Raw genomic sequence first — 22,613 nt, forward strand, 5'->3', positions numbered from 1 at the left:
CAAACTTGTGTTCCATGGGCGCCGTGCCACTGACGCGGCGTCCATTGAACCGCATCATCGAGGCTCGCAAATGCGTATTCAAACACTCAGGCATTTACATAAACATCCATTCAAGGCGTTCATGCTGAGCGTGTCGATCGTGACGGCGCTCGCCGGCACGACAGCGGCACAAACAGATGGATTGCCGGTGCAGCCATCGATCACCAGTGCCATGGCGACCCAATCGGTCATGTTGAGCGTTGCGCGTGCAGGGCACCGACTGGTGGCCGTCGGCGAAAGAGGGTTCATCATTGTCTCGGACGACAATGGTGATACCTGGAGGCAAGTCAGTTCCCCCGTCAGCATGACGCTGGTCAAGGTTCGCTTCATTGATGACCTCCAAGGCTGGGCGGTCGGGCATGCCGGGGTCGTCTTGCACAGCCAGGATGGTGGACTGAGCTGGAACAGGCAGCTCGATGGCTTCCAGGCGGCCGAGATCGATTTGCAGGAAGCCAGGCGCGCCATGGAAAACCCTGAGGATGCAGACAAGGCCCGGGAGCGTCTGTCTCAAGCACAACAGCTGGTGGACGATGGCCCCGACAAACCGCTGCTCGATCTGCTGTTCCTCGACGCCAGAAATGGGCTGGTGGTCGGCGCTTACGGTCTGGCGTTTATTACCCATGATGGCGGGCACAGCTGGCAATCGATCCGTTCGCGTATCGATAACCCCAATGGCTTGCACCTCTACAGCATCGAGCGGGCAGGGGCGGATCTGTTCGTCGCCGGCGAACAGGGCACACTGCTGCGCTCCAGTGACGAAGGCCAGACCTTCGAGTCGCTGACGTCCCCCTATGAGGGCACGACCTTCGGGCTCCAGGCGACCAGCAGCGGTTCGATACTGGCGTTCGGGCTGCGTGGCAAAGCCTTCGAATCCAGGGATCGCGGTGAGACCTGGCAGCGCCTCGACACCTTGCAACCCGTCACCCTGACCAGTGGCCTGCGGCTTGACGATGGCTCGGTGCTGCTCACGGACGAGTCAGGCCGAGTGCTGCGGTTTACCGACGGCAATAGCACAGCGTCAGTCCTTCCCGTGACTCAACCCGGTTACTTCACCGGCATGGCGCAAGCCGCAAACGGCGACCTGATCATCAGCAGTGCACGGGGCATGCTGTCGTCTGTGGTTGCAGTGGAATCGTCGGAGCACGATCAATGAACAGTTTTACCCGTACTGCCGAGCCTCAAACCGTCCCTGATACCCACACTTTCGATCCCGCTTCCGGCACCCTGGTTGAACGGCTGCTGTTCAATCACCGGCGCATCATTCTGGGCATCTGTGTCTTGCTTAGCTTGATGCTCGGTTATCAGGCCCTGGGGCTGAAGCTCAATGCCGCCTTCGAAAAAATGATCCCGACGGATCATCCTTATGTGCAGAACTACCTGAAAAACCGCGGCCAGTTGGGGGAGGGCGGCAATACCTTGCGGATTGCAGTCGAGGCCAAACAGGGGAGCATTTTTGATGCCGCCTACCTGGAAACGGTAAAGAAAATCAACGACGAGGTATTTTTGCTCCCCGGCGTCGACCGCTCATATATGAAGTCCTTGTGGACGCCGGCGACTCGCTGGATCGGCGTGACGGAAGAGGGCTTCGATGGCGGCCCGGTCATCCCTGACAACTACGATGGCTCGGTCGGCAGCCTGGAGCAGGTACGACAGAACGTCGAACGTTCGGGCGAAGTAGGCCGACTGGTTGCCTCTAACTTCAAGTCCAGCATCGTGCTATTGCCGCTACAGGAAACCACGTCCGACGACGGTCAACCCCTAGACTACAACGCACTCTCCAGCCAGCTCGAACAGATTCGGGCCAAGTACGAAACCGACAACATCAAAATCCACATCACCGGTTTTGCCAAGGTGGTGGGCGATCTGATCGACGGCATGCGCCAGATGCAACTGTTCTTCGCCGCGACTCTTGTGATCTGCGGCATCGTGTTGTTCTGGTACACCCGCTGCGTTCGCAGCACGCTGTTGGTGCTGCTGTGTTCGATCGTCGCCGTGGTTTGGTTGCTGGGATTGCTGCCGACTCTGGGGTTTGATCTCGATCCGTATTCGATCCTGGTGCCGTTCCTGGTGTTTGCCATCGGCTTGAGCCATGGCGCGCAGAAAATGAACGGCATCATGCAGGACATCGGACGCGGAGCCGACAAGCTGGTGGCGGCACGCTTCACCTTTCGCCGGCTGTTCTTGACCGGGCTGATGGCGTTGGTGGCCGACGCCGTGGGTTTCGCGGTGTTGATGATCATCAAGATCCCGGTCATCCAGGACCTGGCCGTCGCCGCGACGCTGGGCGTGCTGACCCTGATTTTCACCAACCTGATTCTGTTGCCGATCCTGTTGTCGTACACCGGTGTCAGCAAAGCGGCGGCGCAACGTGAAGCGGCCAACGACAAGTTCTCGCAGCTGGACGCGCAACATGCCCGGCACCCGTTCTGGGCTTTTCTCGATCGCTTCACCGAACGCAAATGGGCGAGCGGTGCAATCATCATCGCCGTGATCCTGGGGGTGGCAGGATTTGCCGTCAGCCTTCATGTGAAGATTGGTGACTTGAATCCCGGGGCACCGGAACTGCGTCCTGAATCGCGCTATAACAGCGATAACCGCTTCATGGTCAGCAACTTTTCCGCCAGCAGTGATAAGTATGTGGTGATGGTGAAAACGCCCCAATACTACTGCGCCAATTACCAGACCCTGGTGACAGTCGATGCATTGGAAGCCCGGCTTCAGCAGTTGCCGGGGGTGGTTTCGACGACGTCTTTAGCGGCGCTGAGCAAGCAGGCCGCTGCGGGCATGAATGAAGGCAGCATGACCTGGTACGAGATACCCCGTAACCAGGGGCTATTGAATGCGATCATCACCCGCGCGCCGCGAGAGCTGTTCAACCAGAACTGTGATCTGCTGACGGTGTATGTCTACCTCACGGATCACAAGGCTGACACGCTCACCCGTGTGGCTCAGACCGTCGAGCAGTTTGCGGCGACCCACAACACCGATCAGATCCAGTTTCTGAATGCGGCAGGTAACGCCGGTATCGAAGCGGCAACCAATATCGTCGTGAAGCGTTCGAACGTTCAGATGCTGTTCATGGTGTACGCGGCCGTCATCGCGCTTTGCTTCATTACCTTCAGATCTTGGCGTGCGGTCGTGTGTACGGTGCTACCGTTGATGCTGACCTCTATTTTGTGCGAAGCCTTGATGGTGGGGCTCAACATCGGCATCAAGGTGGCGACGCTTCCGGTAATTGCGTTGGGGGTGGGCATCGGTGTGGATTACGCGCTGTATATCCTCAGCGTGACTCTCACTAACCTGCGAAACGGCTCAAGCCTTTCTGACGCTTACTACCTTGCGCTGCTTTCTACCGGCAAGGTCGTGGTGATGACGGGGATTACGCTGGGCATTGCAGTGCTCACCTGGGTGCTATCGCCCATCAAGTTCCAAGCTGACATGGGCATCTTGCTCGGGTTCATGTTCATCTGGAACATGGTGGGGGCCTTGATACTGGTTCCGGCACTCGGGCACTTTCTGCTCAAGCCAAAGCCATTGCCTGTGAGCGCGTAATTTCTGACCACAAGTGCGGATTCGGGAGAGCTGGATCCGCTTTTCGTGGTGCATCTCAAACTGACAAACGACGCGCTTAACGTACGATCTTTGCCGAATTCTGCGGGCTCCCCATCCTGGCCGAAACTCGCGTTGATTGCAGGTCGGGACGTTTTCGTTTGCAGGTCGCTACACCTAGCGTGCGATTTTTTCCAAATTCTGCGGCCCCCCCTAATACCCCGTCATTTCAAGATATCCGCGCCCACCCAGGGTACCGGTCAGTCGAACCGGTCCCTCCCAATACGGATAGCTCGTGTCCATCCAGGCTTGGCTGATCACCGCCTCGACCTGCACATCCAATTCATGATCCGGAACCTGTACGCGCCAGCGGGTGGGCACCTTGCGGCCGTTGCTCTGGGTCGTCCAGGCCAATTCGGTGAGTTGGATCTGCTCACCTTGCAGCGGTTGGGTCTCTCCCTGGGCGTTGATCCAGGTCCCGGCGCGGTAGGGCTGGCCAGCGGTTTCGCGTACGCGAAACAGCATCACCTTCGAGCCGTCGTCGAGGTGCAGCGAAAACCAGTCCCAGCCCGATTGCCCAGCGGCCAATGGCTGGCTGCTCCATTCCCGGTCAAGCCAGGCCTGGCCGGTGACTTCTACACGCTGACCATTGTTGTGGACTTCGCCCTTGACCCGATAAAACGGTTGGCTGAAATAGTAGGAAGCCTGCCCCTGGCCTGACTTTTCGCTGTAGCCTTGCTGGCCGTGGAGCACCAGTGGGCCTTCACTGTCCAACTGCAAGCGGTAGCTAAAATGCTTGCCTGTGGCGTGCATCTGCAAATGGGCGATGCCATCGGTGCCGGTACTGTGCAGCGACCAATCATTGATCCAGGCACGGAAGGGTTGCGGCTCGACTCCGGCCTGGCCAATGCCGCCGCGCGCCAGGGTCTCGCTGGAGCGATGGCCCTGGGGGCTGGTCAATGCCGCATGGCCCATCCACAGGTTCGGGCTGCTCCAGCCAGGGGTCTCTTCGCCAGGGCGCAGCGCAGAACGGAATAAGGTCCATTGCACGCCCCAATCCTGGCCTTGATTGTCCTTGAGGTTGGCCGTGACGTACCACCATTCGATCCGAAATCCATGATGGGGGCCGTGGTCGACGGGAAACGCCAACGGGTGCTCGCGCTCGACCTGCTTGAAGGCCGACGCGTCCTGGCCAAGGCTGGCAAAGCTCTGTGGCGCCGATGTGGGTTGATCACAGCCAATGATGAGCAATAACAGGGTCAACCACCCCAGGCACTCACGCTTCATCGGCAAATGTCCTTAATAGCTCTGCCGGCTGGCGCCGCGCCAATTGCCAGAGTGGCCAGGCGGCGGCCAGCAAACTGGTGAGCAATCCCAGAAGCGCCAGTTGCACCAACTGGCCAGGAAATACGTACAGTGGCAAGCGCCAGCCGAATGCCTGCACATTGACCACGGCCACCAGGCACCACGCCAGCAGTAGCCCCAATGGCATTGCCAGCACTACCGTCAGGCTACTGAGCATCAGCGTTTGCCAGAGCGACAGCCACGCCAATTGGGAGCGCGGTACGCCCAGCGCCCAGAGCGGAGCGATCTGCCCCAGGCGACTCTGGCTCAAGGTCAGCAAACTGATGAACAGCGCCACGGCGGCCACCCCCAAGGTCAAGCTGTTCAGCGCGGCGGTGGCGGCAAACGTACGGTCGAAGACTTCGGTTGACCAGCGTTTCAAGGTCGATTGATCCATCAGACGGCTTTCATTCAGCGCGAAGCGTTGTTGCAACTCGGCGGTAAGTGCAGGCGCTTGCCCGGGTTCAAGTTGAACGCCTAGAGTCGTGAGCCTTGCATCGGGTCTGTACCTGCGCAGCCAATCGGCGCTCACCAGCACATGCCCCTTGGGGTTGCCGTAATCGGCATAAACACCCACGAGCCGCAAAGGCTGTGAATGCCCTGCCGGCAGTTGCAGCCGCTCGCCCAACTTCAGGTTCAATCGACGAGCCAATTGTTCGCTCAACATCAAGCCCTGGCCGTTCGCCAATTGCGGCCAGGCCTGGGGCACTTGATTGAGCAGCGGCCAGTGCAGACGGTAGTAGGGCTGATCGACGATGCCCTGGACTTGCACCGGCCAGCCCCGCAATCGCATCTCCAGGCGCCAATTGGGAAAGACGGCCTTTACGCCAGGCTGATCGTTCAACCAATGACTGATTTGCAAGGCCTGGGGGGTATCGGTCGGCGTCAGGTAAAGGTCGGCTGCCAGGCGTTGGTCCAGCCAGCCAATGAAGGTCTTGCGAAAACCTTCAGTCATGCTGCCCACGCCGACGCTGGCGGCCAGCGCAAGCAACAAGGCCATCAGCGCCAGGCTCAGGGCCGGTAACTGCTGACGGCTGTCGGCGATAAACCAGCTGGACAACGGCCCTTGGCAGCGGCGAGCGAATACAGACAGCAGTCCCTCAAGCAGCGGCGGCAGCGACAAGGCGGCAGCCAGCAACAGGGCGGCGACCATCGCAAAGGCGCTCACCAGACTGTCGCCCAAACGCCAGCAGGCAATGGCCACCAGCAACAATGCCGCCGCTATCAGGGCCTGGCGCTTTAGCCAGGGGCCTTGGGCCATTCGCCAGGCCTGTGGTTGTGCCAAGGCCAATAGCGGCAGGCGGGCAGCGCGCAACAGACTGTTGATGCCGGCCAGTAATGCGCCGAGCAGGCTGACAGACAGGCCAGCCAGCCACCACTGAGTTGGCAGGCTCAGTTGGCCGGCCAGTTGGGCGCCATACAGCCCTCGCAAGCTGGCGGCAACATCGGGCAGCAACAGGCTTGCCAGCCCATAACCGCTGGCAACGCCAGCGAGCCCGCCCAGCACGGCGAACATTCCCAGCTCCAACGCCAGTGCGGCCAGCACGCAATAGAGACTGATGCCGCAGGCGCGCAGGGTTCGAATCAGGCTCCGACGCTGTTCCAGGGCCAGACCGACGGCGGCATGGACGATGAATAGTCCGACCATAAAGGCCAGCATCCCGAGTGCAGTAAGGTTCAGGTGAAAGCTGTCGGTCAGGCGCTGCAAATCGCCGTCGTCGCTGTACGGCTGCAGTTGCAGGTGCTTGGCGACGATGTCAGGTACTGGGTGCTGTTGGACGAAATCGGCCGGCATCAGCAGGCGCGAGAGTTGCCCCGGTGCCTGCAGTAACGCCTGGGCATGGCCGATGTCCATCACCACAATGCCGGGCGGCAGTTGCGCTTTGAGCACCAAGGGCGGCAGCACGCGACCTTCGCTGTCGATGGCTTGTTCACCGGGCACTAATCCCAGCTGTGCCAAGGTATCGGGCCCCGCCCAGGTTTGCCCAGGTGTGCCGATAAAGGCTTGCAGGTCGAATGCCTCACCAGGCTCCACTGCGATAACAGCGCCGGGCGGTTGGCTGAGCGGTTCGATACCGATCAGCCGCAGGGTAAACGCTTTTTCGCCGCCAAACCGCAATCGACCTTCGAGCACTGGGGTGACCGGCCAACCCGCCAGGCGCAATTGCAGGTACAGGGACTGATCGAAACGTTCGCCGCTGCGCGGTATCCACTGGGCTTGCGCCGGGCCTGCCAAGACCGCGCTGGCCCGAGCGTAATCCGAGCGCGCCTGCGTATTGAGTGCCTGAACCCCGGTCCACAATGCAGTGCCGAGCCAGAGGCCAGTGAGGATGCTGAAAAACTGCAAGCGATGACGCCGCCAATGGCTCAACAGGGTTAGCAAGGCAATTGGCAACGTCTTCATGCTGGCGTCCCGCAATTGACACGACCGCCATGCAGCAAGCACTGCCGGTCGAACTGAATCGCCAGACGCCGACTGTGGGTGACCATCAATACACTGCTGCCGGCCTCGCCGACCAATTGCAGCAGCAAGGCCATGACTTCGTCGCTGCTGGCTTCATCCAGGCTGCCAGTGGGTTCGTCGGCCAGCAGCAATGGCGGCCTGGCCGCCAGTGCGCGACCAATCGCCAATCGTTGTTGCTGGCCACCGGACAGTTGTTCAGGATAACGCTGCAGCAGTTGCGCCAGGCCCAGGCGCTGCGCCAGATAGTCAAGCCATTGTCGGTCGTGACGACCTGCCAGCCGCGCCTGGAAGGCCAGGTTGGCCGCCACATCCAGGCTGCTGATTAGGTTGTACTGCTGGAACACCAAGCCAATACCTTCGCGTCGCCATTGCGCGAGTGAGGCTTCCGAGCGGCCGTCCAGCGGCCTGTCATCGATCAGGATGTGCCCGCTATCGGCCCGATCCAGGCCGGCGATCAGGTGCAGGAGTGTGCTTTTACCACTGCCCGACTCACCCATTAGCGCCAGGCTGCTGCCGCGTTGCAGCTGTAGATCGACCCCTTGCAACACCGGCAAGCGCCCTTGGGCCGTCATGAAGGACTTGCGCAGGTCTTGGACCACCAGCATCACCGCCACTCCCATTGTTCAACGCCCCTGCAACGACCATAGCATTGTGCGAGCGAAGCCATTAGGCTATGCCGCAACGGTATGTACAACAGTACGAAATAAACAGGAGTGAGCATGGCCCGAGGTGGCATCAACAAAGCCGTGGTGCAGAGGGCGCGGCAAGCCTTGCTGGCGCGCGGCGAGCATCCGAGCATCGACGCGGTACGTATCGAAATGGGTAATACCGGTTCGAAAACCACCATCCACCGATACTTGAAGGAGCTCGACGACGGCCTACAACCGCGGGACCTGCAGGCACCTGCGTTGAGTGAAGAGCTGGCGCAACTGGTAGCCGGCCTGGCTCAACGCATGGAAGAAGAGGCCCAGGCCCCGCTTGAGCACGCGCGGGCCGAATTTGCCAGTAAAGAAGCCTCCCGCCAGGAGGAACTGAGCCAAAGCCGTGATGCCCTGGCGCAATTGCAGCAACAGCACACTATCCAGCGCCAGGCTCTGGAGCACACCAGCGAACAGTTATCGACCACCCAGAGCACCCTGCAAGCCGAACAAACCACCAATGCCCGTCTGAGCCAGACCTGCGATGACCAGTTGGTGCGCCTCAATGAAAAGGCCGAGAACATTCGCTCGTTGGAGGAAAAACACCAACACGCCCGCGATGCACTCGAGCACTACCGCAACGCCATCAAGGAACAACGCGACCAGGAGCAGCGTCGCCACGAGAGCCAATTGCAGCAACTGCAGATGGAGGTTCGGCAGTTGCAACAGACCCTGATCGTCAAGCAAGACGAGTTGACGCGCTTGAACCGAGACAACGAGCGGTTGTTGGTCGAAGCCCGGCAAGCGCGCCAGGAACAAGAGCAGCAACGCCGCCTGAGCGAACAACGCAGCGCGGAAGTAGACGGTTTGAAAACCCTGGTGGCCCAGGCCGAAGGCGGACGCCAGGCGTTGCTGGGGCAGATCGAGGAAATGAAAAAAGAGATGGCGCAACTGGCCAAGGTTGCGCTGCGCCGCGTGCACAAACGCCGCAGCGTTGACACGCCGGTTCTGGAATAGAGGTTTAGTGGGCTGCGCTACGGATGGGTGACGTGGGGGAGCGGCGGCGTGGCCATCGCGGGTAAACCCGGCTCCTACAGGTCCTTGTAGGAGCCGGGTTTACCCGCGATGAACCCGGCGCCGTACATCAGGCGAACCGCGCAGCTGACAAAACATTACACCGGATCGGAACTGGCCACGCCATTCACCAACCGCACAATCCCCAGTGGATTGGCATTTTTCAAGGCTTCAGGCAGCAGCGCATCCGGGTAATTCTGATAACACACCGGCCGCAGGAAGCGGTCTATCGCCAATGACCCCACTGAGGTGCCGCGCGCATCGGAAGTGGCCGGGTAGGGACCCCCATGGACCATGGCATCACAGACCTCGACACCGGTCGGGTAGCCGTTAAGCAGCAAGCGCCCGGCTTTTTGCTCCAGCAACGGCACCAACGAGGCGAATTGCTCAAGGTCGGCAGGCTCGGCAATCAAAGTGGCAGTCAGTTGCCCGTTAAGGCTGGACAATGCCTGCTCCAGCTCAGCCTTGTCGCGCACCTGGACCACGACCGTGGTCGGGCCAAAGACTTCCTCTTGCAATAACTCACTACCCTCAAGCAATAGGGCCACATCCGCCTGGTAAAGCTGCGCACTGGCCTGATTGCCACTTTGTTCGCGCCCCGCTATATGCGTGATGCCTTCAGCAGCATCCAGCGCAGCCAAGCCACGGCAGTAGCTGCGCAAACCCCCTGTATTGAGCAATGTCTGCGCCGGTTGCGCGTCGAAAAATTGCCCCAGCTTGCCCAGGAACGCTGAAAGTTCAGGCGAAGCGATACCCAGCACCAGCCCAGGGTTAGTGCAGAACTGGCCAGCCCCCAACACCACAGAAGCGCCCAGTTCCGTGGCGATCTTTTCACCTCGCTCGACCAGCGCCTGAGGCAGCAGGATCATCGGGTTGATGCTCGACATCTCAGCGAATACCGGGATGGGCTGTGGGCGAGCAGCGGCCATGTCGCACAAGGCTCGGCCACCCGCCAGCGAGCCGGTAAAACCCACTGCGCAAATAGCGGGGTGCTTGACCAGCCGTGCCCCGACACCACCGCCATAGATCATGTTGAACACGCCCGCAGGCATGCCAGTGGTAACTGCCGCCCGGCGGATGGCCTGCGCAACCAGGTCTGCTGTGGCCATATGGCCGCTGTGGGCCTTGAATACCACAGGGCAACCGGCAGCCAGGGCCGCCGCGGTATCACCCCCGGCGGTGGAAAATGCCAAAGGAAAATTACTGGCACCCAATACCGCTACCGGGCCAATACCCATGCGGACCTGACGAAGATCCGGGCGCGGTAGCGGTGTGCGCTCAGGCAAGGCCAGGTCGATGCGGGCTCCATGAAAATCACCACGGCGCAGTACGTGGGCGAACAAGCGCAGTTGGCCGCTGGTGCGCGCGCGCTCACCTTGGATACGCGCGGACGGCAAGGCCGTTTCGCGGCAAACGATGGCCACGAAATCATCGTCCAAGGCATCGATCTGGTCGGCAATGGCTTCCAGAAACTCGGCACGGCGCCCGCTAGAGAGTTGGCGATACACCGGATACGCCTGCGCGGCGGCCTGGGCGGCAGCATCAGCCTCGGCATCGGTGGCCTGGTAGAAGGTGCAGGGCAGCGACTCGCCGGTATGCGCATCGCGGCTCTGCAACGTAACGTCACCTGAGGCACTACGACCACCAGCAATGAATTGTTGACCCAAAATGTCGATCATCTGCGGTTCCTGTACAGAAAAGGGGGAGGGTGCGGGCATCAGGTAATGGCGCCGATCTGCCATGGCACGAATTCGTTCTGCCCGTAGCCATGAGCTTCACTTTTGCTGCGCTCGCCAGAGGCAACGCGCAGCATCATCTGGTAGATATGCTCACCGCGTTCTTCAATGGTCATGGAACCGTCGGCAATGCCGCCGCAGTTCACATCCATATCGTCTTCCTGGGTTTCCCACAGGCGGGTGTTGGTGGCGAGCTTGATCGAAGGCGAGGGCGCGCAGCCGTAGGCCGAACCTCGGCCGGTGGTGAAGGCAATCAGGTTGGCGCCACCGGCCACTTGGCCCGTGGCGGAAATCGGGTCATAGCCCGGCGTGTCCATGAACACCAAGCCATGGGCGCGCACGGCCTCGGCGTATTCGTAGACATCGACCAGATCGCTGGAGCCCGCCTTGGCGACGGCGCCCAGGGATTTTTCAAGGATGGTGGTCAGGCCACCGGCTTTATTACCAGCCGATGGATTGTTGTTGAGCTCGGCGTTCATGCGAGCACAGTAGGCTTCCCACCATTTGATCCGGGCGATGAGCTTTTCACCGACTTCGCGGCTTACAGCTCGGCGCGTCAACAAGTGTTCGGCCCCGTAGATTTCTGGGGTTTCGGAGAGGATTGCCGTGCCACCTGCAGCCACCAGACGATCCACGGCATTGCCCAACGCTGGGTTGGCGGTGATGCCGGAATAACCATCCGAGCCACCACACTGCAGGCCGACGATCAGGTGCCGAGCGCTGACCGGCTGACGTCCAATCTGGTTGGCCTTGGCCAGCAGGCTTTTCACCTGGGCGATGGTTTTGGTGGTGCCGCCCGTTTCCTGGATGGTGAACGTACGCAGTTGCTCGCCCGCCGACAGCCCCTGGGCTGCCAACAAATCGGGGATCTGGTTGGTTTCGCAGCCAAGGCCGATCATCAGCACGGCAGCGAAGTTGGGGTGGATCGCATAGCCGCCCAGGGTACGGCGCAGCATGCCCAGCGCTTCGCCACCCGGATCGACTGCGCAGCCGACGCCGTGGGTGAGGGCGACTACACCATCGACGTTGGGGAAGTCGGCCAGCGCCTGCGGGTGAATATCGCGGCGAAAGTAGTCAGCGATGGCCCTGGCCACGGTGGCCGAGCAGTTGACCGAGGTGAGGATGCCGATGTAGTTGCGGGTCGCCACCCGACCGTCCGGGCGCTCGATGCCCATGAAGGTGTCACCGTTAGGCGCGGACTGGCCCTTGGCGTCGACACCAATCGTTTCCCGCCTGCGCCTTAAACAGTTGCGTCTGTTGATTGCCCTGGATGAGCACGGCTCGGTACGCAAGGCCTCCGATGCCATGGCCTTGTCACAACCGGGGGCGACCAAGGCGCTGCACGAAATCGAAGCGATTTTTGGCTCAAGCCTGTTCGAGCGGTCCAGCAAGGGACTGGAAGCCAATGACCTGGGGCGCTGCGTGATTCGCTATGCGCGGTTGATCCATACCGATCTTGAGCATTTACGCGAGGAAATGGTCGGCATTCTCCAAGGCCATGGCGGGCGTCTGGCGGTCGGGACGATCATGGGCGCAGTGCCGGCGCTGGTGGACAGCCTTGCACGGTTGCGCGAAAAGCAGCCGGAGTTGTCGGTGGCGATTGTCGAGGACACCAGCGCACGCCTGTTGAGCTTGCTGGATCAGGGTCGACTGGACGTCGCCATTTGTCGCACCAGCGTCAGCCAGAGGCCAACGGCTTACCAGACTCGCTCGCGGGCTCAGGAGCCGCTGGTGGTGGTGGCCAATCCTTCCCACGCATTGGCGGGCACGACCGGCTTACAGCTAGGGGACCTGATGGCCAGCCGTTGGGTGGTGTTCCCGGTCAACATGCCTATGCGCCTGACCCTGGAGCGGGAATTTCGCCAATTGGACTTGAGCTTTCCGCTCTATGCGATTGAAACCTCATCGACTTTCACCACGTTGTCGTTGCTGTTGCAGGATCGCCATCTGGTAGCCGTCATGCCCGCGGATGTCGCCCAGATGGCGCTGGACCACGGCATGTTGGTCAAATTGGACCTGACCCTTCAATCGGCCAGCGAGCCCTATGAAATCGTCACCCGAGCGGATGTCGAGATGACTGCACCGATGGTGATGCTCATTGATGAACTGTTGATGGTGTGAGCGCTCGGCATGTGGGGGCGGTGGTCTGGCATTAGCACTCGCAGAATTCGTCATATGGCGGTAAACTTCAGCCATATGGCAATAAATGGAGGCGCCCGATGATCAGCAGCGTTGCCGAAAGCCGGCAGGCTTATCTGCAGGACCCTAACAAACCGCTTCAATTACTGTTTGGCAGCAGCAGCCCACAAGCGCGCAATGCTTTCGATATCCATGAGCTGATCGAGCGCGGCTTCCCGTCTGAAGCGGTGATTGCCTTCGTGCAATCGGTCAATCAATTCAAGGACAAACAGGTGTTCGTCAGGATAATCGGCCTGTCCGAGCGCACCCTGCATCGACGCATCAAGCACCCCGAACCCCTCACCGCTGAGCAAAGCAGCAGCGCCTGGCGTTTGGCCAAAGTGCTGAGCAAGGCGCAAGACGTGCTGGGCGAGCACCAGGAGGCGGTGAAATGGATGATTACCCCGGCGCTGGGCTTGGAGGGCAGGGTGCCATTGGACTTGCTCACCACCCAGGTCGGCTTCGAGCTGGTCGATGACCTGCTCACACGTATGGATTACGGGGTCTACAACTAGGAAGGCTCTATTACGGGGCCTGTATGGCACACTATTTCAGCATGCCCCCAAGTTTGCCCCTATTTGGAAGTGCTAGAAGCTGTGGCCTGGGCGGGTAGGGCGTGGATGTTGATCGGATCTACCAACGCTGGAAGGGTGCGAGGTGAGCAGCTGCCAGCACAGGTTGAGGCGATCCTGGGTCGATGGCAATGATGGCACATTTACGCTTGTTGACTTGTGGGTCAGTATTTTAATTGGTTTTAAGTAATTTTAACGATGGCTTAACGCGGCCCCTTAAAATTTTATCTGGGTGTTTTGGTTATAGGGCTTAGACGATTTTAGCTTAAGGCACTGTGCCTTTAAGGCTGCACAGGGGTGGTAAAGGAGCACATCGGCTGAATTTGTTCCTACGTTCCGGGGTTCGTTCCGGGGTTTCTGAAAAACATAGGAACACGCGCAGAGGCTCTAGCACAGCCTTCTTAAGGGCTTGTTCCTATGTTCCTATGTTTTTTCTAATTGAGAGAGAAAGAAAGAAATAGAGTATATGCTCTAAATGTGTGTGCTGTGTGCTGTGCTGTGGGGCGTAGTAGTGACCAAAACATAGGAACATAGGAACAAGCACCCTGAGACCCTTGTGCTAGAGCCTCGCGCTCGTGTTCCTATGTTTTCGAGACGCAGGAGCAAACCCCGGAACAACTGCGGAACAATCCTCTGTAACTACCGTGCTAGAGCCTCGCGTTCGTGTTCCTATGTTTTCAGAGCATAGGAACCCGCCTCATCACCTGTGCCATCATGGCCACTAAATAGCCATCACGCCTTCACTGCTCGTTGAACGGTGCTCAATGCGCAGCCTACGGTCTTGGCAGTCTCTCTTAGGCTCATGCCTTTGCCCCGGCATGTCTTGATCCGCTTGTGCAAGTCAGCGTCCACTGGTCGGCCCTTGTACTTCTCTGCAGCCTTGGCCCCCGCCCTTGCACTGGCAATGCCTTCGGCCTGGCGACGACGACGGTCCTCGTAGTCTTTGCGTGCTACCGCGACCAGCATATCGAGCATCATGTTGTTCACCGCAATGAGAATCGCCCTGGTGAAGTCTTCCATGCCCTTCTTGACTGGCTCCAGCGCCATATAGCTGGTGGGTAGATCCAGTGATACCACTGTGAGCCCCTGTGCTGCGATCTGAGCCTTCAGCTTGGCCCAGTCGCCCTGTGACAGCCGGGATAGCCTGTCGACCTGCTCTATCAGCATCACGTCGCCTTCCTGGCTGTCCTCTATCAACCTGAGCAGCTCAGGCCGGTCGAGCTTGGTGCCTGATTCGTTCTCTGTGTAGAACGCTGCGATCTTGTGGCCATGTTCCTTGGCGAACTGCTTCAGGGCTCCCTTTGCCCGGCTGGCGTCCTGGTCGTCAGTGCTTGCACGTAAGTAAGCGCGGATGAACATGGCGATGCTCCTGTACCGATTTGGATGTACCTAATATAGGTGTGCTCCTTTAGGTATGGAAAGAGGTATTTAGGTACAGGGTAATCTGTCCGATAGGCGGTACTCGCTGATGTATACCCATATCGGTACTGGCATGGCCCCAGGAAAATACCCCTTGCCCCGGAAATCATTGACGGTCGACACAAAGAACTGTTGAAGAAGCGGCCAAGGTCCGGGGGCGCCAGGGCTCCCAGGAAAGCCCCCCAGGGGCCAGAATATCGACCCCCGTGGGTACCCCCTTCGTCCTTCTCGATCCACGCAAATACATACTTGGGTCGTAGATTTCCGCGCCAATTTTTTAAAAACCCAGCCCCTAATTCCCTAATCCGTGGCTTAAACCCCCGCCATAAAATCAAGAGCTGTGCCAATTCCCTAATCCGTGACTTAAAACTTAGCGCTCCTAAATTTTCCCAGAAAAATCAGCGAGTTGTGCCAGCCATCAGCCCCTAAACCGTGACTTAAAATCAAGCACTGTGCTTAATCCCACGGCTAACAGATTCGAGGCAATTAACACAGTTCCATATAAATTGCAATAAAAATAGACGAACGGGCCTATTCATCGCTGTATGCAATGTTATTATGTACGCATGCGACAAATTCCAGCCGGGGGCGGAATGATGAAACCGACCAGTGCCAGCATCACGACAGCGATCAGCCTCAGCCAATTAGCGGCCTGGTTAGGCGTTGACCTTTCGAACGCCAGCCGCAAAGTGCAGCAACTTCCAGCCCACGAAGTGCGTACCGGCAAGACCGGCCGGCCACAGCAGTGCATCTCCCTGGCCGATCTGGCCGAACTCATTCAAGCCAGAACTGGAAACCTGTCCGCCATCGAATGCCGTTTGAGGCTCGCGTTTATGAGCAAGTGTGCTCCTGCAAAAAGTTCTGATCGTGCCTGGCGGCATGGGACTTTCCGGCTCGTCGAGCAGCCCGATGGCAGCTTCTACGTGGTGCCGACCGGCGTCGACTTGAGCACCTTGCCGCTCGACGTCCGCGCCGCGGTCGAGGAAGCCACTGCCAAGCACAACGCCGAATGCAGAGCGCGCCATGAAGCACGCAGGCGGACCCGAACGCAGGTGCAGTCATGACCGTGCCTGGCGGCATGGGTTGGCACCTGTGCCAGTCGCCCCTGAGCCCGACTGCCCCATGGCTTCCTTACGGGTTGTTTGCTCGAGCAACTACTGCCGTACAGCTCGAGCAACTACTGATCGACCTCGCCGTCGCCGAACTGGCGACCGGGCGATTCACTGTGCATTAGCAGGCACTGCCTGCAGGAGCAAAAATCATGGCCGATCAAGGCTTTATGGAACTGTTGAACCAAGGCTTGGGCAACGTGACCAGTACGCCGCTGGGGCAGTTGGGCATGGGCCTTTTGATGGCCAGTGGCCATCAGAAAGGCAACCCGGGTTTTGGCAGCCGTCTTGGCCAGGCCTTTGGCAGCATGTCCGACATGCAACGTGCCCAGGCCCTGCAGGAATATCGTCGACAGATGATCGCCTCGCAGCAGGCCGACCTGCAGATGCGCCAGCAATCCGCACAGACCAAGGCCGATCAGGCCCAGCGCCAGCAACAGGCGTTCCAGAACCCTGATGTGCTAAGCCAGCTTGGCCCGCTGAGCCAGGCACTTGCCAAGCTTGGCGTAGACCCCAGTGCGATCTTGCGAGCCAACGCTGGCGACAACTTGGCAGCCCACAGGCAAGCGGCTCTGGCTCAACAGCAAGGTCAGTTCGACACGCGCCAAGCGCACATCGGTAGTGGCGGTGGTGGACATGTGCAAGGGCCGAGAACGCCGATGCCAAGGCAGTTTGTCGACCGCCCGCTTGAAAACGGGATGATGCAGCGCCTCCAGTACAACCCTGAATCGCAGGGCTATGACGTTTTTGGCGAACCGTTCAGCCCCCACTCGACGCGGGGCAAATCCTCCAAGTCTGCCAGCCCATTGGAAGCGGTGGTTGACCAGCTAACGCCCGCCGCGCCAGCAGCTGCAGCCCCTGGACTGGAAAGTCTGCCAGGTACTGGCTCACTGCAGTCCTACGCACCGTCGCAGAAACCCCAAGGCATCGTCGCCGCTGGATCTGTGCCGACGGCACCCAAAGCCAGCAGTGCTGCACCGTCCGGTGATCTGGCCGCTGCCAGGGATGCCATCGTCGCCGGCAAGTCACGCCAGGCCGTGGTTAACCGCTTGCGCCAGGCTGGCTACAGCGACGCGCAGATTCGGCAGGCGGGGATCTGATCATGGCCCTGTCCTTTGACGACCTGCCCGATGAAGCGCCTGCTGTGCCGACCACGAAGGCCGCGCCACAAGCGGCTGGGCTGAGCTTCGACGACTTGCCGGACGAATCACCCAACCGCACAGCGGGTCAGTGGGCGACCGACATCGGCGGCAACATCGGTCGCGGTGCTTACAACCTGTTCGATAGCATCGCCGGGTTGGGCGATGTCGCAACCGGTGGCGAGGCCACGCCGTGGCTTGCCCAGCATGGCCTGGATTCCAAGGCTGCCCGTGCCAACCTCGATGCAGAAATGTCGCCCCAAGCCAGAGCCCAGCAGCAGGAAGTCGCTGGCGCCCAAGGGTTTCTGCCAACCATCAATGCCGCGCTGCGCAACCCCGCGTACATGGCTGGGCAAATCATCGAGTCGTTGCCGACGATGGTCGTCGGTGGCGTAGCAGGTAAAGGCGCTGCACTCGGTGCCAGGGCACTGGGATTAAATGCAGGGCGCGCCGCGCTTGTCGGCGCAGGTGCCGGCGAAGGACTTGCTACTGCCGGGGGCCAAGCGGCTCAGACGGTGCAGCAGACTGGCGACCTGACGTTGGGGCAGACCGCTGCTGCACTCGGTTCAGGCGCGCTTACCGGCCTTATCGGTGCCGGATCCGCTGGTCTGGGTAGTCGCTTTGGTGCGGCCGATGTCGATGCCATCTTGAGTGGTGCAGCTGGACCCTCGGCAGGCCGTGGCATGTTCGGGCGGATGGGTATCGGTGCTGGTTTAGAGACCAGCGAAGAGGCGCTGCAATCCAGTCAGGAACAAGCCGCGCAGAATATGGCACTCGGTAATCCGCTGAGCCAGGGTGTTGGTAATGCTGCAGGCCAAGGCGCTTTGCTGGGTGGGCTGATGGGCGCCGCCAGCGGTTTGCGCCGCCCCGCAGTGAGTGCGCCCCAGTCAATGCCTGCGCAGCAACAGCAGGGCCAAGCCGTACCAGTATTCAACCCACAAGGCATGGCAATCCCTACCCCAGCCCCCAGCGCGTCCCCAATCGCGCCACAGCCTGCCACGGTGCCGGCCCAGCCGCTGCCACAACCTGTGCCGTTCGCTGGTAGCCAAGACATCGCGCCGTTGCTGCGGAATATCGGCATGGACGAGACCCGCACTCAGCAGACACTGGATCTACTCCGCCCCGTCGAGGCTGATATCGAAGCCCAGCGCCGTGGTGTTTTGCCGGTTGCAGAGCAGCAACGCCTGGCCAGCCTGATCGGCCTCAAAGGTGACAAGGCCAATGCCTTCGCCCGTCAGGTGGGGGAAACTTGGGCACCGGAAACGATCATCGCGGCGACCAACAATGTCGCGAGCCAGTACAAAGATGTGCTCACGCTGCAACAGAAAATTGCCAGCGGCCAGGCCAGCGACATCGATCGCGCCGAGTTCGTGCAGCGCCTTGGTGAAATGCGCCAGTCCTTCGGCAACCTCGCAGGCGCCAGGGCCGAGGCGGGCCGTAGCATGGCGGCGTTTAGGGGCAGTAACTTCGACTTCAACCGCACCAAAAACATCCTTGAAAGCTTGGGCACCGACGGTGCTGACGACCTGGCCAAAGCATTCGGGGCAGCGGTCAAAGCGGGTGGTATCGGGAATACAGCGCGGTTGATTAACCAACCCGACACACTCATGCAAAAACTGTTTGGATACTATTACCGCAGTGCCTTGATTTCCAACCCCGCGACAACGGTAGCGAACGTGATCGGCAACGCGGGGATGCTCGCAAAGCGCTCAGCAGACCGTGCTGGCGCCGCTGTGGTGAGCACCGCAAAAAATGTGCTTGGCGGTAAGGGCGAAACGGTCTGGCGTGAACCGGTCGCACTGCTCAGGGGCAACGCGGCCAACCTGCTCAATGCAACCCGTGCAGCAGGGCAAGCTTTCATCGAAGGGGATAATGCGGCCACTGGTATTAACGCGGTGGAAGCCACCGGCAACATGAACGCTCCAGGCGGCGTACTGCACAATGTGGCAAGCCTGCCTTTTCGGGGCCTTGCAGCAGGTGATTCATTTTTTCAGACCGTCCATATGGGCGGCGAACTGCGTGCCTTGGCTACTCGACAAGCGAGCGACGAGAAACGCAACGGGAGACTCCCGGCGGGCATCACCCTGTCACAGCGCGTTGACCAGATCGTTGCTGACCCCAGCCCGCAGATGATCGAAGCTGCTGGCGACTATTCCCGGCACGCGACCTTCAATCAAACAGCGGGTCCGCTGGTAAAAGGTGTGCTCGCACTCAAGCGTAAGTTACCGATTTTACAGGTAATTTTACCTTTTTTGCGCACGCCAAGTAACATTGCAAAGGAGGTTATCGGCAGCACTCCGCTGGCCGGACTGACCCCGAAGTTTTGGGAAGATGTGCGCCAGGGTGGGGCGACCCAAGAACAGGCGCTCGGAAAAGTGCTGGCTGGTTCGGCGTTCATTACTGCTGCGTTGCTCGCTGCCAGCGAAGGGGCAATCACGGGCAGCGGTGTGAATGACAAGGAGCGCAGGGCCAAACAGGCCACGGGCTGGCAACCTTACTCCATCCTTGTGGACGGGAAATATCATTCTATCCAACGGTTGGACCCCTTCTCGTCCATGTTGGCGTTGGCCGCAGACCTTGCCGCCATGAAGCCCGGATCGGATAGCGCGACCAAGCTGGCGGGTGATTTGCTCGGTTCGTTCGTCGCCAACATCGTGGACAAAACCTCGCTCGCTGGTCTGAAAAACGCTGCTGAATTTCTCAGTGACCCAGCTGGTCGGGGTGCGTGGTATCTGAAAAACACCCTTGGCACACTGGCGCAGCCGCTCACTGTGCTCAGTACGCTGGCGTCCAGTACCGACCCCTATGCCCGTGAGTCGGCCACTGTGCTGGACCAGATCAAGTACCGCACGCCAGGGCTGCGCGATGACTTGCCCGTCAAGCTGGATAACTGGGGCGATCCGGTGGAGAACACCCGCCAGGGCTTGTCCATGTTGGCGGTTCCGTCTACGACCAGCGCCGAGACGACTGACCCTGTACGCCTGGAGGCTGCGCGTCTTGGCTGGACGCCACCAGCGTTCCAGAAAGCGCTGACCCTCAAAGGCAAGCAGACCCCGTTCACGACTGAGCAGCACCACGAGCTCGTCCAACTGGCAGGGCAGCTGACGCACCGTGGCGCTCAACGCCTAATGCAGTCGCCTGCCTGGAAAAAGCTCGACGACGACCAGAAGCGCGATGCCTTGGAGGCAGTGGCCAAGAAGGCCAGGGCAGCTGTGCGGATGGCTGCTATTCCCTACATCCACGCAGGCAATCGATCCGCACTCGACCGCCTGCGCAGTTCCGTCAACCAACGAGGCAATCAGTGATGAACATCGAACAAGCCACCGAAGCTGTGCAACAGGCCCAGGTGAGGCTCGACGGATTGCGCCAGGTCGAGGAAATGTTGCGGCGTGAACTGCCAATTGCCGAGCAGGCGCTTGATGCGGCACGCGCCAGGTTGTGCCGCATCAAACGGCAAAACGGTGTCGTCGCCCGCAGTCGTAAGGATGAACTCGCCGCGATCCGTCGGCAGATCGCAGCCCTCGAAGCCCAAGAGGATTCCAGCCATGTATGACAATGACTCGCGTCAACATTTTGAAGTCGAACAGGTCCAGCACCTTCGCGAAGAAGCGAAGCTGTACAACCTTGATTTCGCCCGCGCCAGGATCAGCCTGCAAGGCGATCAACACACCGTCGTCTTCGACAAGCCGGTCGTACCAATCGACAAGTTCCTGGGCTATGCACCACCCGCCCGGTTCAGCCACCCCAGCGCCCTGCAGGTCGAAGGCACCATGCTTGATGGCCTGATTCGAATCCAGCGCGCTGAACGCCAAGCGGTGCGCTGTGGCGTAGTGTTCGGCTGGTCTGGTGAACAGATCAACCGTCGCCCTTTGACCGCTGAAGAGCTCGCCGAATACAAATCGCGCACCAGCCACGCGGTGCAGGTCGCCAAGCTGCAGGCAGAGCTGCAGGAGGCAATCCAGAACCAAGCGCGGCGCGCCCAGAAGGTGCGGGAGTCGGTTGATCTTTCCGCGCGCTACAGCGTCGCCGCTGGAACCGACCCGCTGATGAGTACCGACGAAATCGACATGCTCATCAGCGCCACGCCTACCAAACCACGCCGCGCCAAAAGCGCCAGGAGTCTGTGAGCCATGAATGACCAAGAACTTGCAGGTTGGGCCGCTGAACTGACTGGCAGCACCGGTGTGCCAGACGATCAGGACGACGGTTATACATCGGAGTCGGAAACCCTGGACGACGACGGTGCTGTTGCCGAGTTCGAAGACTACGCTCGTGACCGCGACGAGCGCCTGGGGCTCAATGACCTGGAACATGGTGATCAGCAGGACGACGGCCATGTAGACGACGGCGAGCCCGCCAAAGGCCGCCAGAAGCGGGTGCCGCTCTCTGTGCTGCAGCAAGAGCGTGCCAAGAAGCAAGCGGTGCAGGCGCAACTGCAGTCACAGTACGACGAGGTACAGCGGCTGTCTGCGCAGCTGCAGCACCTGCAACAGCAGGCTGCGATCCCTGCGTTCGAGGAAGATCCGCAAGCCCACGTCGAGGCGCGCTTTCAACAGCTGGAACAGCGTCAGCAGGTCGAGGCCCACCAGCGGCAGGTCACTGCCCAAGTCGACATGATCGAGCGCGAGATAGCCGTAACCGCGCCGGAAGTGGTGCGCGTCGAAGCCGAGTTCGCAGAGCAGCACACCGACTACCACGACGCGTTTGCGCATCTCAACGCCGAGCTGGATGCTCGGGTTCGGCAACAGCACCCAGGGGCCAGTGAGGCGCAACATGCCATGGCCAAGCGGTGCGCCATGTTGATGTTCGCCAAAGACTGCCAGGCCAAAGGCCTCAATCCTGCAGGGCTGATCTATGCCAAGGCGCAGGAGTTGGGCTTCCAGGCGCGGCACAGTGCGCCCGCAACTGGCAACAGTGGTCAGCGTGGGCCAGGTGGCGTCAGTGCCGGCAGACTGGCCAGCATGACGGACGACGAGTTCAACCAGTTGTACGCGGACATGCAGAGCAAAGCCCTTGTGCGTCCGTCGTTCGGGGGTGGGCAATGACGGAAGCACGTCCTGGCAGGCTCACACGCGGTATGCGCATCGAACGCGTGCTGGCCGACCTGCAACGCGACATCGAGTGCCGAGGCAGCCTGGAAGAAAAGCGCCAGCGTCGCGCGATCCTGAGGGGTCTGCGCCTGGCGGCGTGGGTGCTTGAGGACCGACCGCCAGTCAAGGAAGTGGCTCGGGAGTTTCGCGCTGAGTTGTTTGGCTACGCACTGCCAGTTGTAGACGATGGACTGTGCCAACCCGGCACCGATGAGGTGGAAGACGGGTGAGGTGTGCAGCACAATCGGTAAGGGCGCCCATG

At 60.2% G+C, this 22,613-nt stretch carries 18 protein-coding genes and 1 pseudogene; 13 read left to right on the top strand and 6 right to left on the bottom strand.

All coding sequences use genetic code 11. From position 1 onward, the window contains the following. The first annotated feature begins 7 nt into the window (after positions 1-7). Entirely contained in the window at positions 8-1,192 is a 1,185-nt protein-coding gene (locus AC3IX4_RS14415) for a WD40/YVTN/BNR-like repeat-containing protein (protein WP_489261169.1), read from the top strand. Further along, on the top strand, positions 1,189-3,591 hold the full coding sequence (locus tag AC3IX4_RS14420) for an efflux RND transporter permease subunit (RefSeq protein ID WP_489261170.1): 2,403 nt from the start codon (positions 1,189-1,191) through the stop codon (positions 3,589-3,591). The genes AC3IX4_RS14415 and AC3IX4_RS14420 overlap by 4 nt, the downstream gene beginning before the upstream one ends. A gap of 210 nt (positions 3,592-3,801) precedes the next feature. On the opposite strand, the gene AC3IX4_RS14425 is transcribed toward AC3IX4_RS14420, so the two are convergent. The 3 genes from AC3IX4_RS14425 to AC3IX4_RS14435 are packed head-to-tail and all read right to left on the bottom strand — an operon-like array spanning position 3,802 to position 8,001. Then, entirely contained in the window at positions 3,802-4,875 is a 1,074-nt protein-coding gene (locus AC3IX4_RS14425; protein ID WP_489261171.1) for a lipocalin-like domain-containing protein, read from the bottom strand. Continuing rightward, positions 4,865-7,336: an ABC transporter permease gene (locus AC3IX4_RS14430; RefSeq protein ID WP_489261172.1), complete on the bottom strand. Its 2,472-nt coding sequence runs from the start codon at positions 7,334-7,336 to the stop codon at positions 4,865-4,867. The genes AC3IX4_RS14425 and AC3IX4_RS14430 overlap by 11 nt, the downstream gene beginning before the upstream one ends. Then, positions 7,333-8,001, bottom strand: a complete 669-nt coding sequence (locus AC3IX4_RS14435; protein ID WP_489261173.1) for an ABC transporter ATP-binding protein — start codon at positions 7,999-8,001, stop codon at positions 7,333-7,335. The genes AC3IX4_RS14430 and AC3IX4_RS14435 overlap by 4 nt, the downstream gene beginning before the upstream one ends. Positions 8,002-8,115: 114 nt before the next feature. On the opposite strand from AC3IX4_RS14435, the gene AC3IX4_RS14440 reads away from it, so the two are divergent. Then, complete coding sequence (locus AC3IX4_RS14440) at positions 8,116-9,051, top strand: DNA-binding protein (RefSeq protein ID WP_489261174.1); 936 nt, start codon at positions 8,116-8,118, stop codon at positions 9,049-9,051. A gap of 155 nt (positions 9,052-9,206) precedes the next feature. Here AC3IX4_RS14440 and AC3IX4_RS14445 read toward each other — a convergent pair whose 3' ends face one another. Then, the gene (locus tag AC3IX4_RS14445; RefSeq protein ID WP_489261175.1) at positions 9,207-10,787 is read right to left on the bottom strand and encodes an aldehyde dehydrogenase (NADP(+)); all 1,581 of its coding nucleotides are present in this window, start codon (positions 10,785-10,787) and stop codon (positions 9,207-9,209) included. Between the two features lie 38 nt (positions 10,788-10,825). Further along, positions 10,826-12,079, bottom strand: a pseudogene (locus AC3IX4_RS14450) (UxaA family hydrolase); the annotation flags it as partial. Here AC3IX4_RS14450 and AC3IX4_RS14455 point away from each other — a divergent pair. Together AC3IX4_RS14455 and AC3IX4_RS14460 are read left to right on the top strand one after the other, a co-directional pair. Beyond that, positions 12,051-12,965, top strand: a complete 915-nt coding sequence (locus AC3IX4_RS14455) for a LysR family transcriptional regulator (protein WP_489261176.1) — start codon at positions 12,051-12,053, stop codon at positions 12,963-12,965. The pseudogene AC3IX4_RS14450 and the gene AC3IX4_RS14455 overlap by 29 nt on opposite strands. 98 nt (positions 12,966-13,063) lie before the next feature. Next, the gene (locus tag AC3IX4_RS14460; RefSeq protein ID WP_489261177.1) at positions 13,064-13,537 is read left to right on the top strand and encodes an Xre family toxin-antitoxin system antitoxin; all 474 of its coding nucleotides are present in this window, start codon (positions 13,064-13,066) and stop codon (positions 13,535-13,537) included. A 789-nt stretch (positions 13,538-14,326) separates the two neighbouring features. On the opposite strand, the gene AC3IX4_RS14465 is transcribed toward AC3IX4_RS14460, so the two are convergent. After that, positions 14,327-14,953, bottom strand: coding sequence for a recombinase family protein (locus tag AC3IX4_RS14465; RefSeq protein WP_489256142.1), 627 nt, complete (start codon positions 14,951-14,953; stop codon positions 14,327-14,329). Between the two features lie 653 nt (positions 14,954-15,606). On the opposite strand from AC3IX4_RS14465, the gene AC3IX4_RS14470 reads away from it, so the two are divergent. Genes AC3IX4_RS14470 through AC3IX4_RS14505 form a run of 8 tightly spaced genes read left to right on the top strand, consistent with a single transcriptional unit; the run spans position 15,607 to position 22,581 of the window. Further along, on the top strand, positions 15,607-16,077 hold the full coding sequence (locus AC3IX4_RS14470; RefSeq protein WP_489256143.1) for a hypothetical protein: 471 nt from the start codon (positions 15,607-15,609) through the stop codon (positions 16,075-16,077). Then, positions 16,074-16,247, top strand: coding sequence for a hypothetical protein (locus AC3IX4_RS14475; RefSeq protein ID WP_489256144.1), 174 nt, complete (start codon positions 16,074-16,076; stop codon positions 16,245-16,247). Before AC3IX4_RS14470 ends, AC3IX4_RS14475 begins: the two co-directional genes overlap by 4 nt. A gap of 27 nt (positions 16,248-16,274) precedes the next feature. After that, positions 16,275-17,222 carry a hypothetical protein gene (locus AC3IX4_RS14480; protein ID WP_489256145.1) on the top strand — a complete coding sequence of 316 codons (948 nt, stop codon included), beginning with the start codon at positions 16,275-16,277 and terminating at the stop codon, positions 17,220-17,222. Between the two features lie 2 nt (positions 17,223-17,224). Continuing rightward, positions 17,225-20,566, top strand: coding sequence for a mediator complex subunit 15 domain-containing protein (locus tag AC3IX4_RS14485; protein WP_489256146.1), 3,342 nt, complete (start codon positions 17,225-17,227; stop codon positions 20,564-20,566). Continuing rightward, positions 20,566-20,814 carry a hypothetical protein gene (locus tag AC3IX4_RS14490; protein WP_489256147.1) on the top strand — a complete coding sequence of 83 codons (249 nt, stop codon included), beginning with the start codon at positions 20,566-20,568 and terminating at the stop codon, positions 20,812-20,814. Before AC3IX4_RS14485 ends, AC3IX4_RS14490 begins: the two co-directional genes overlap by 1 nt. After that, positions 20,807-21,388, top strand: a complete 582-nt coding sequence (locus AC3IX4_RS14495; RefSeq protein WP_489256148.1) for a hypothetical protein — start codon at positions 20,807-20,809, stop codon at positions 21,386-21,388. Before AC3IX4_RS14490 ends, AC3IX4_RS14495 begins: the two co-directional genes overlap by 8 nt. A gap of 3 nt (positions 21,389-21,391) precedes the next feature. Then, positions 21,392-22,306 (top strand): hypothetical protein, encoded by a 915-nt coding sequence (locus AC3IX4_RS14500; RefSeq protein WP_489256149.1) that lies wholly within the window; start codon positions 21,392-21,394, stop codon positions 22,304-22,306. Beyond that, positions 22,303-22,581: a hypothetical protein gene (locus tag AC3IX4_RS14505; RefSeq protein WP_489256150.1), complete on the top strand. Its 279-nt coding sequence runs from the start codon at positions 22,303-22,305 to the stop codon at positions 22,579-22,581. The genes AC3IX4_RS14500 and AC3IX4_RS14505 overlap by 4 nt, the downstream gene beginning before the upstream one ends. The last annotated feature ends 32 nt before the right edge of the window (positions 22,582-22,613 follow it).

This window comes from Pseudomonas sp. KH_021, assembly GCF_057838865.1.

Excerpts from the sequence above, each read along its gene's own strand:
- AC3IX4_RS14430 (WP_489261172.1), bottom strand. The coding sequence starts at position 7,336 with ATGAAGACGTTGCCAATTGCCTTGCTAACCCTGTTGAGCCATTGGCGG.
- AC3IX4_RS14435 (WP_489261173.1), bottom strand. The coding sequence starts at position 8,001 with ATGCTGGTGGTCCAAGACCTGCGCAAGTCCTTCATGACGGCCCAAGGG.
- AC3IX4_RS14465 (WP_489256142.1), bottom strand. The coding sequence starts at position 14,953 with ATGTTCATCCGCGCTTACTTACGTGCAAGCACTGACGACCAGGACGCC.
- AC3IX4_RS14420 (WP_489261170.1), top strand. The coding sequence starts at position 1,189 with ATGAACAGTTTTACCCGTACTGCCGAGCCTCAAACCGTCCCTGATACC.
- AC3IX4_RS14500 (WP_489256149.1), top strand. The coding sequence starts at position 21,392 with ATGAATGACCAAGAACTTGCAGGTTGGGCCGCTGAACTGACTGGCAGC.
- AC3IX4_RS14485 (WP_489256146.1), top strand. The coding sequence starts at position 17,225 with ATGGCCCTGTCCTTTGACGACCTGCCCGATGAAGCGCCTGCTGTGCCG.
- AC3IX4_RS14445 (WP_489261175.1), bottom strand. The coding sequence starts at position 10,787 with ATGATCGACATTTTGGGTCAACAATTCATTGCTGGTGGTCGTAGTGCC.
- AC3IX4_RS14460 (WP_489261177.1), top strand. The coding sequence starts at position 13,064 with ATGATCAGCAGCGTTGCCGAAAGCCGGCAGGCTTATCTGCAGGACCCT.
- AC3IX4_RS14490 (WP_489256147.1), top strand. The coding sequence starts at position 20,566 with ATGAACATCGAACAAGCCACCGAAGCTGTGCAACAGGCCCAGGTGAGG.
- AC3IX4_RS14470 (WP_489256143.1), top strand. The coding sequence starts at position 15,607 with ATGATGAAACCGACCAGTGCCAGCATCACGACAGCGATCAGCCTCAGC.
- AC3IX4_RS14425 (WP_489261171.1), bottom strand. The coding sequence starts at position 4,875 with ATGAAGCGTGAGTGCCTGGGGTGGTTGACCCTGTTATTGCTCATCATT.
- AC3IX4_RS14475 (WP_489256144.1), top strand. The coding sequence starts at position 16,074 with ATGACCGTGCCTGGCGGCATGGGTTGGCACCTGTGCCAGTCGCCCCTG.
- AC3IX4_RS14505 (WP_489256150.1), top strand. The coding sequence starts at position 22,303 with ATGACGGAAGCACGTCCTGGCAGGCTCACACGCGGTATGCGCATCGAA.
- AC3IX4_RS14440 (WP_489261174.1), top strand. The coding sequence starts at position 8,116 with ATGGCCCGAGGTGGCATCAACAAAGCCGTGGTGCAGAGGGCGCGGCAA.
- AC3IX4_RS14495 (WP_489256148.1), top strand. The coding sequence starts at position 20,807 with ATGTATGACAATGACTCGCGTCAACATTTTGAAGTCGAACAGGTCCAG.
- AC3IX4_RS14480 (WP_489256145.1), top strand. The coding sequence starts at position 16,275 with ATGGCCGATCAAGGCTTTATGGAACTGTTGAACCAAGGCTTGGGCAAC.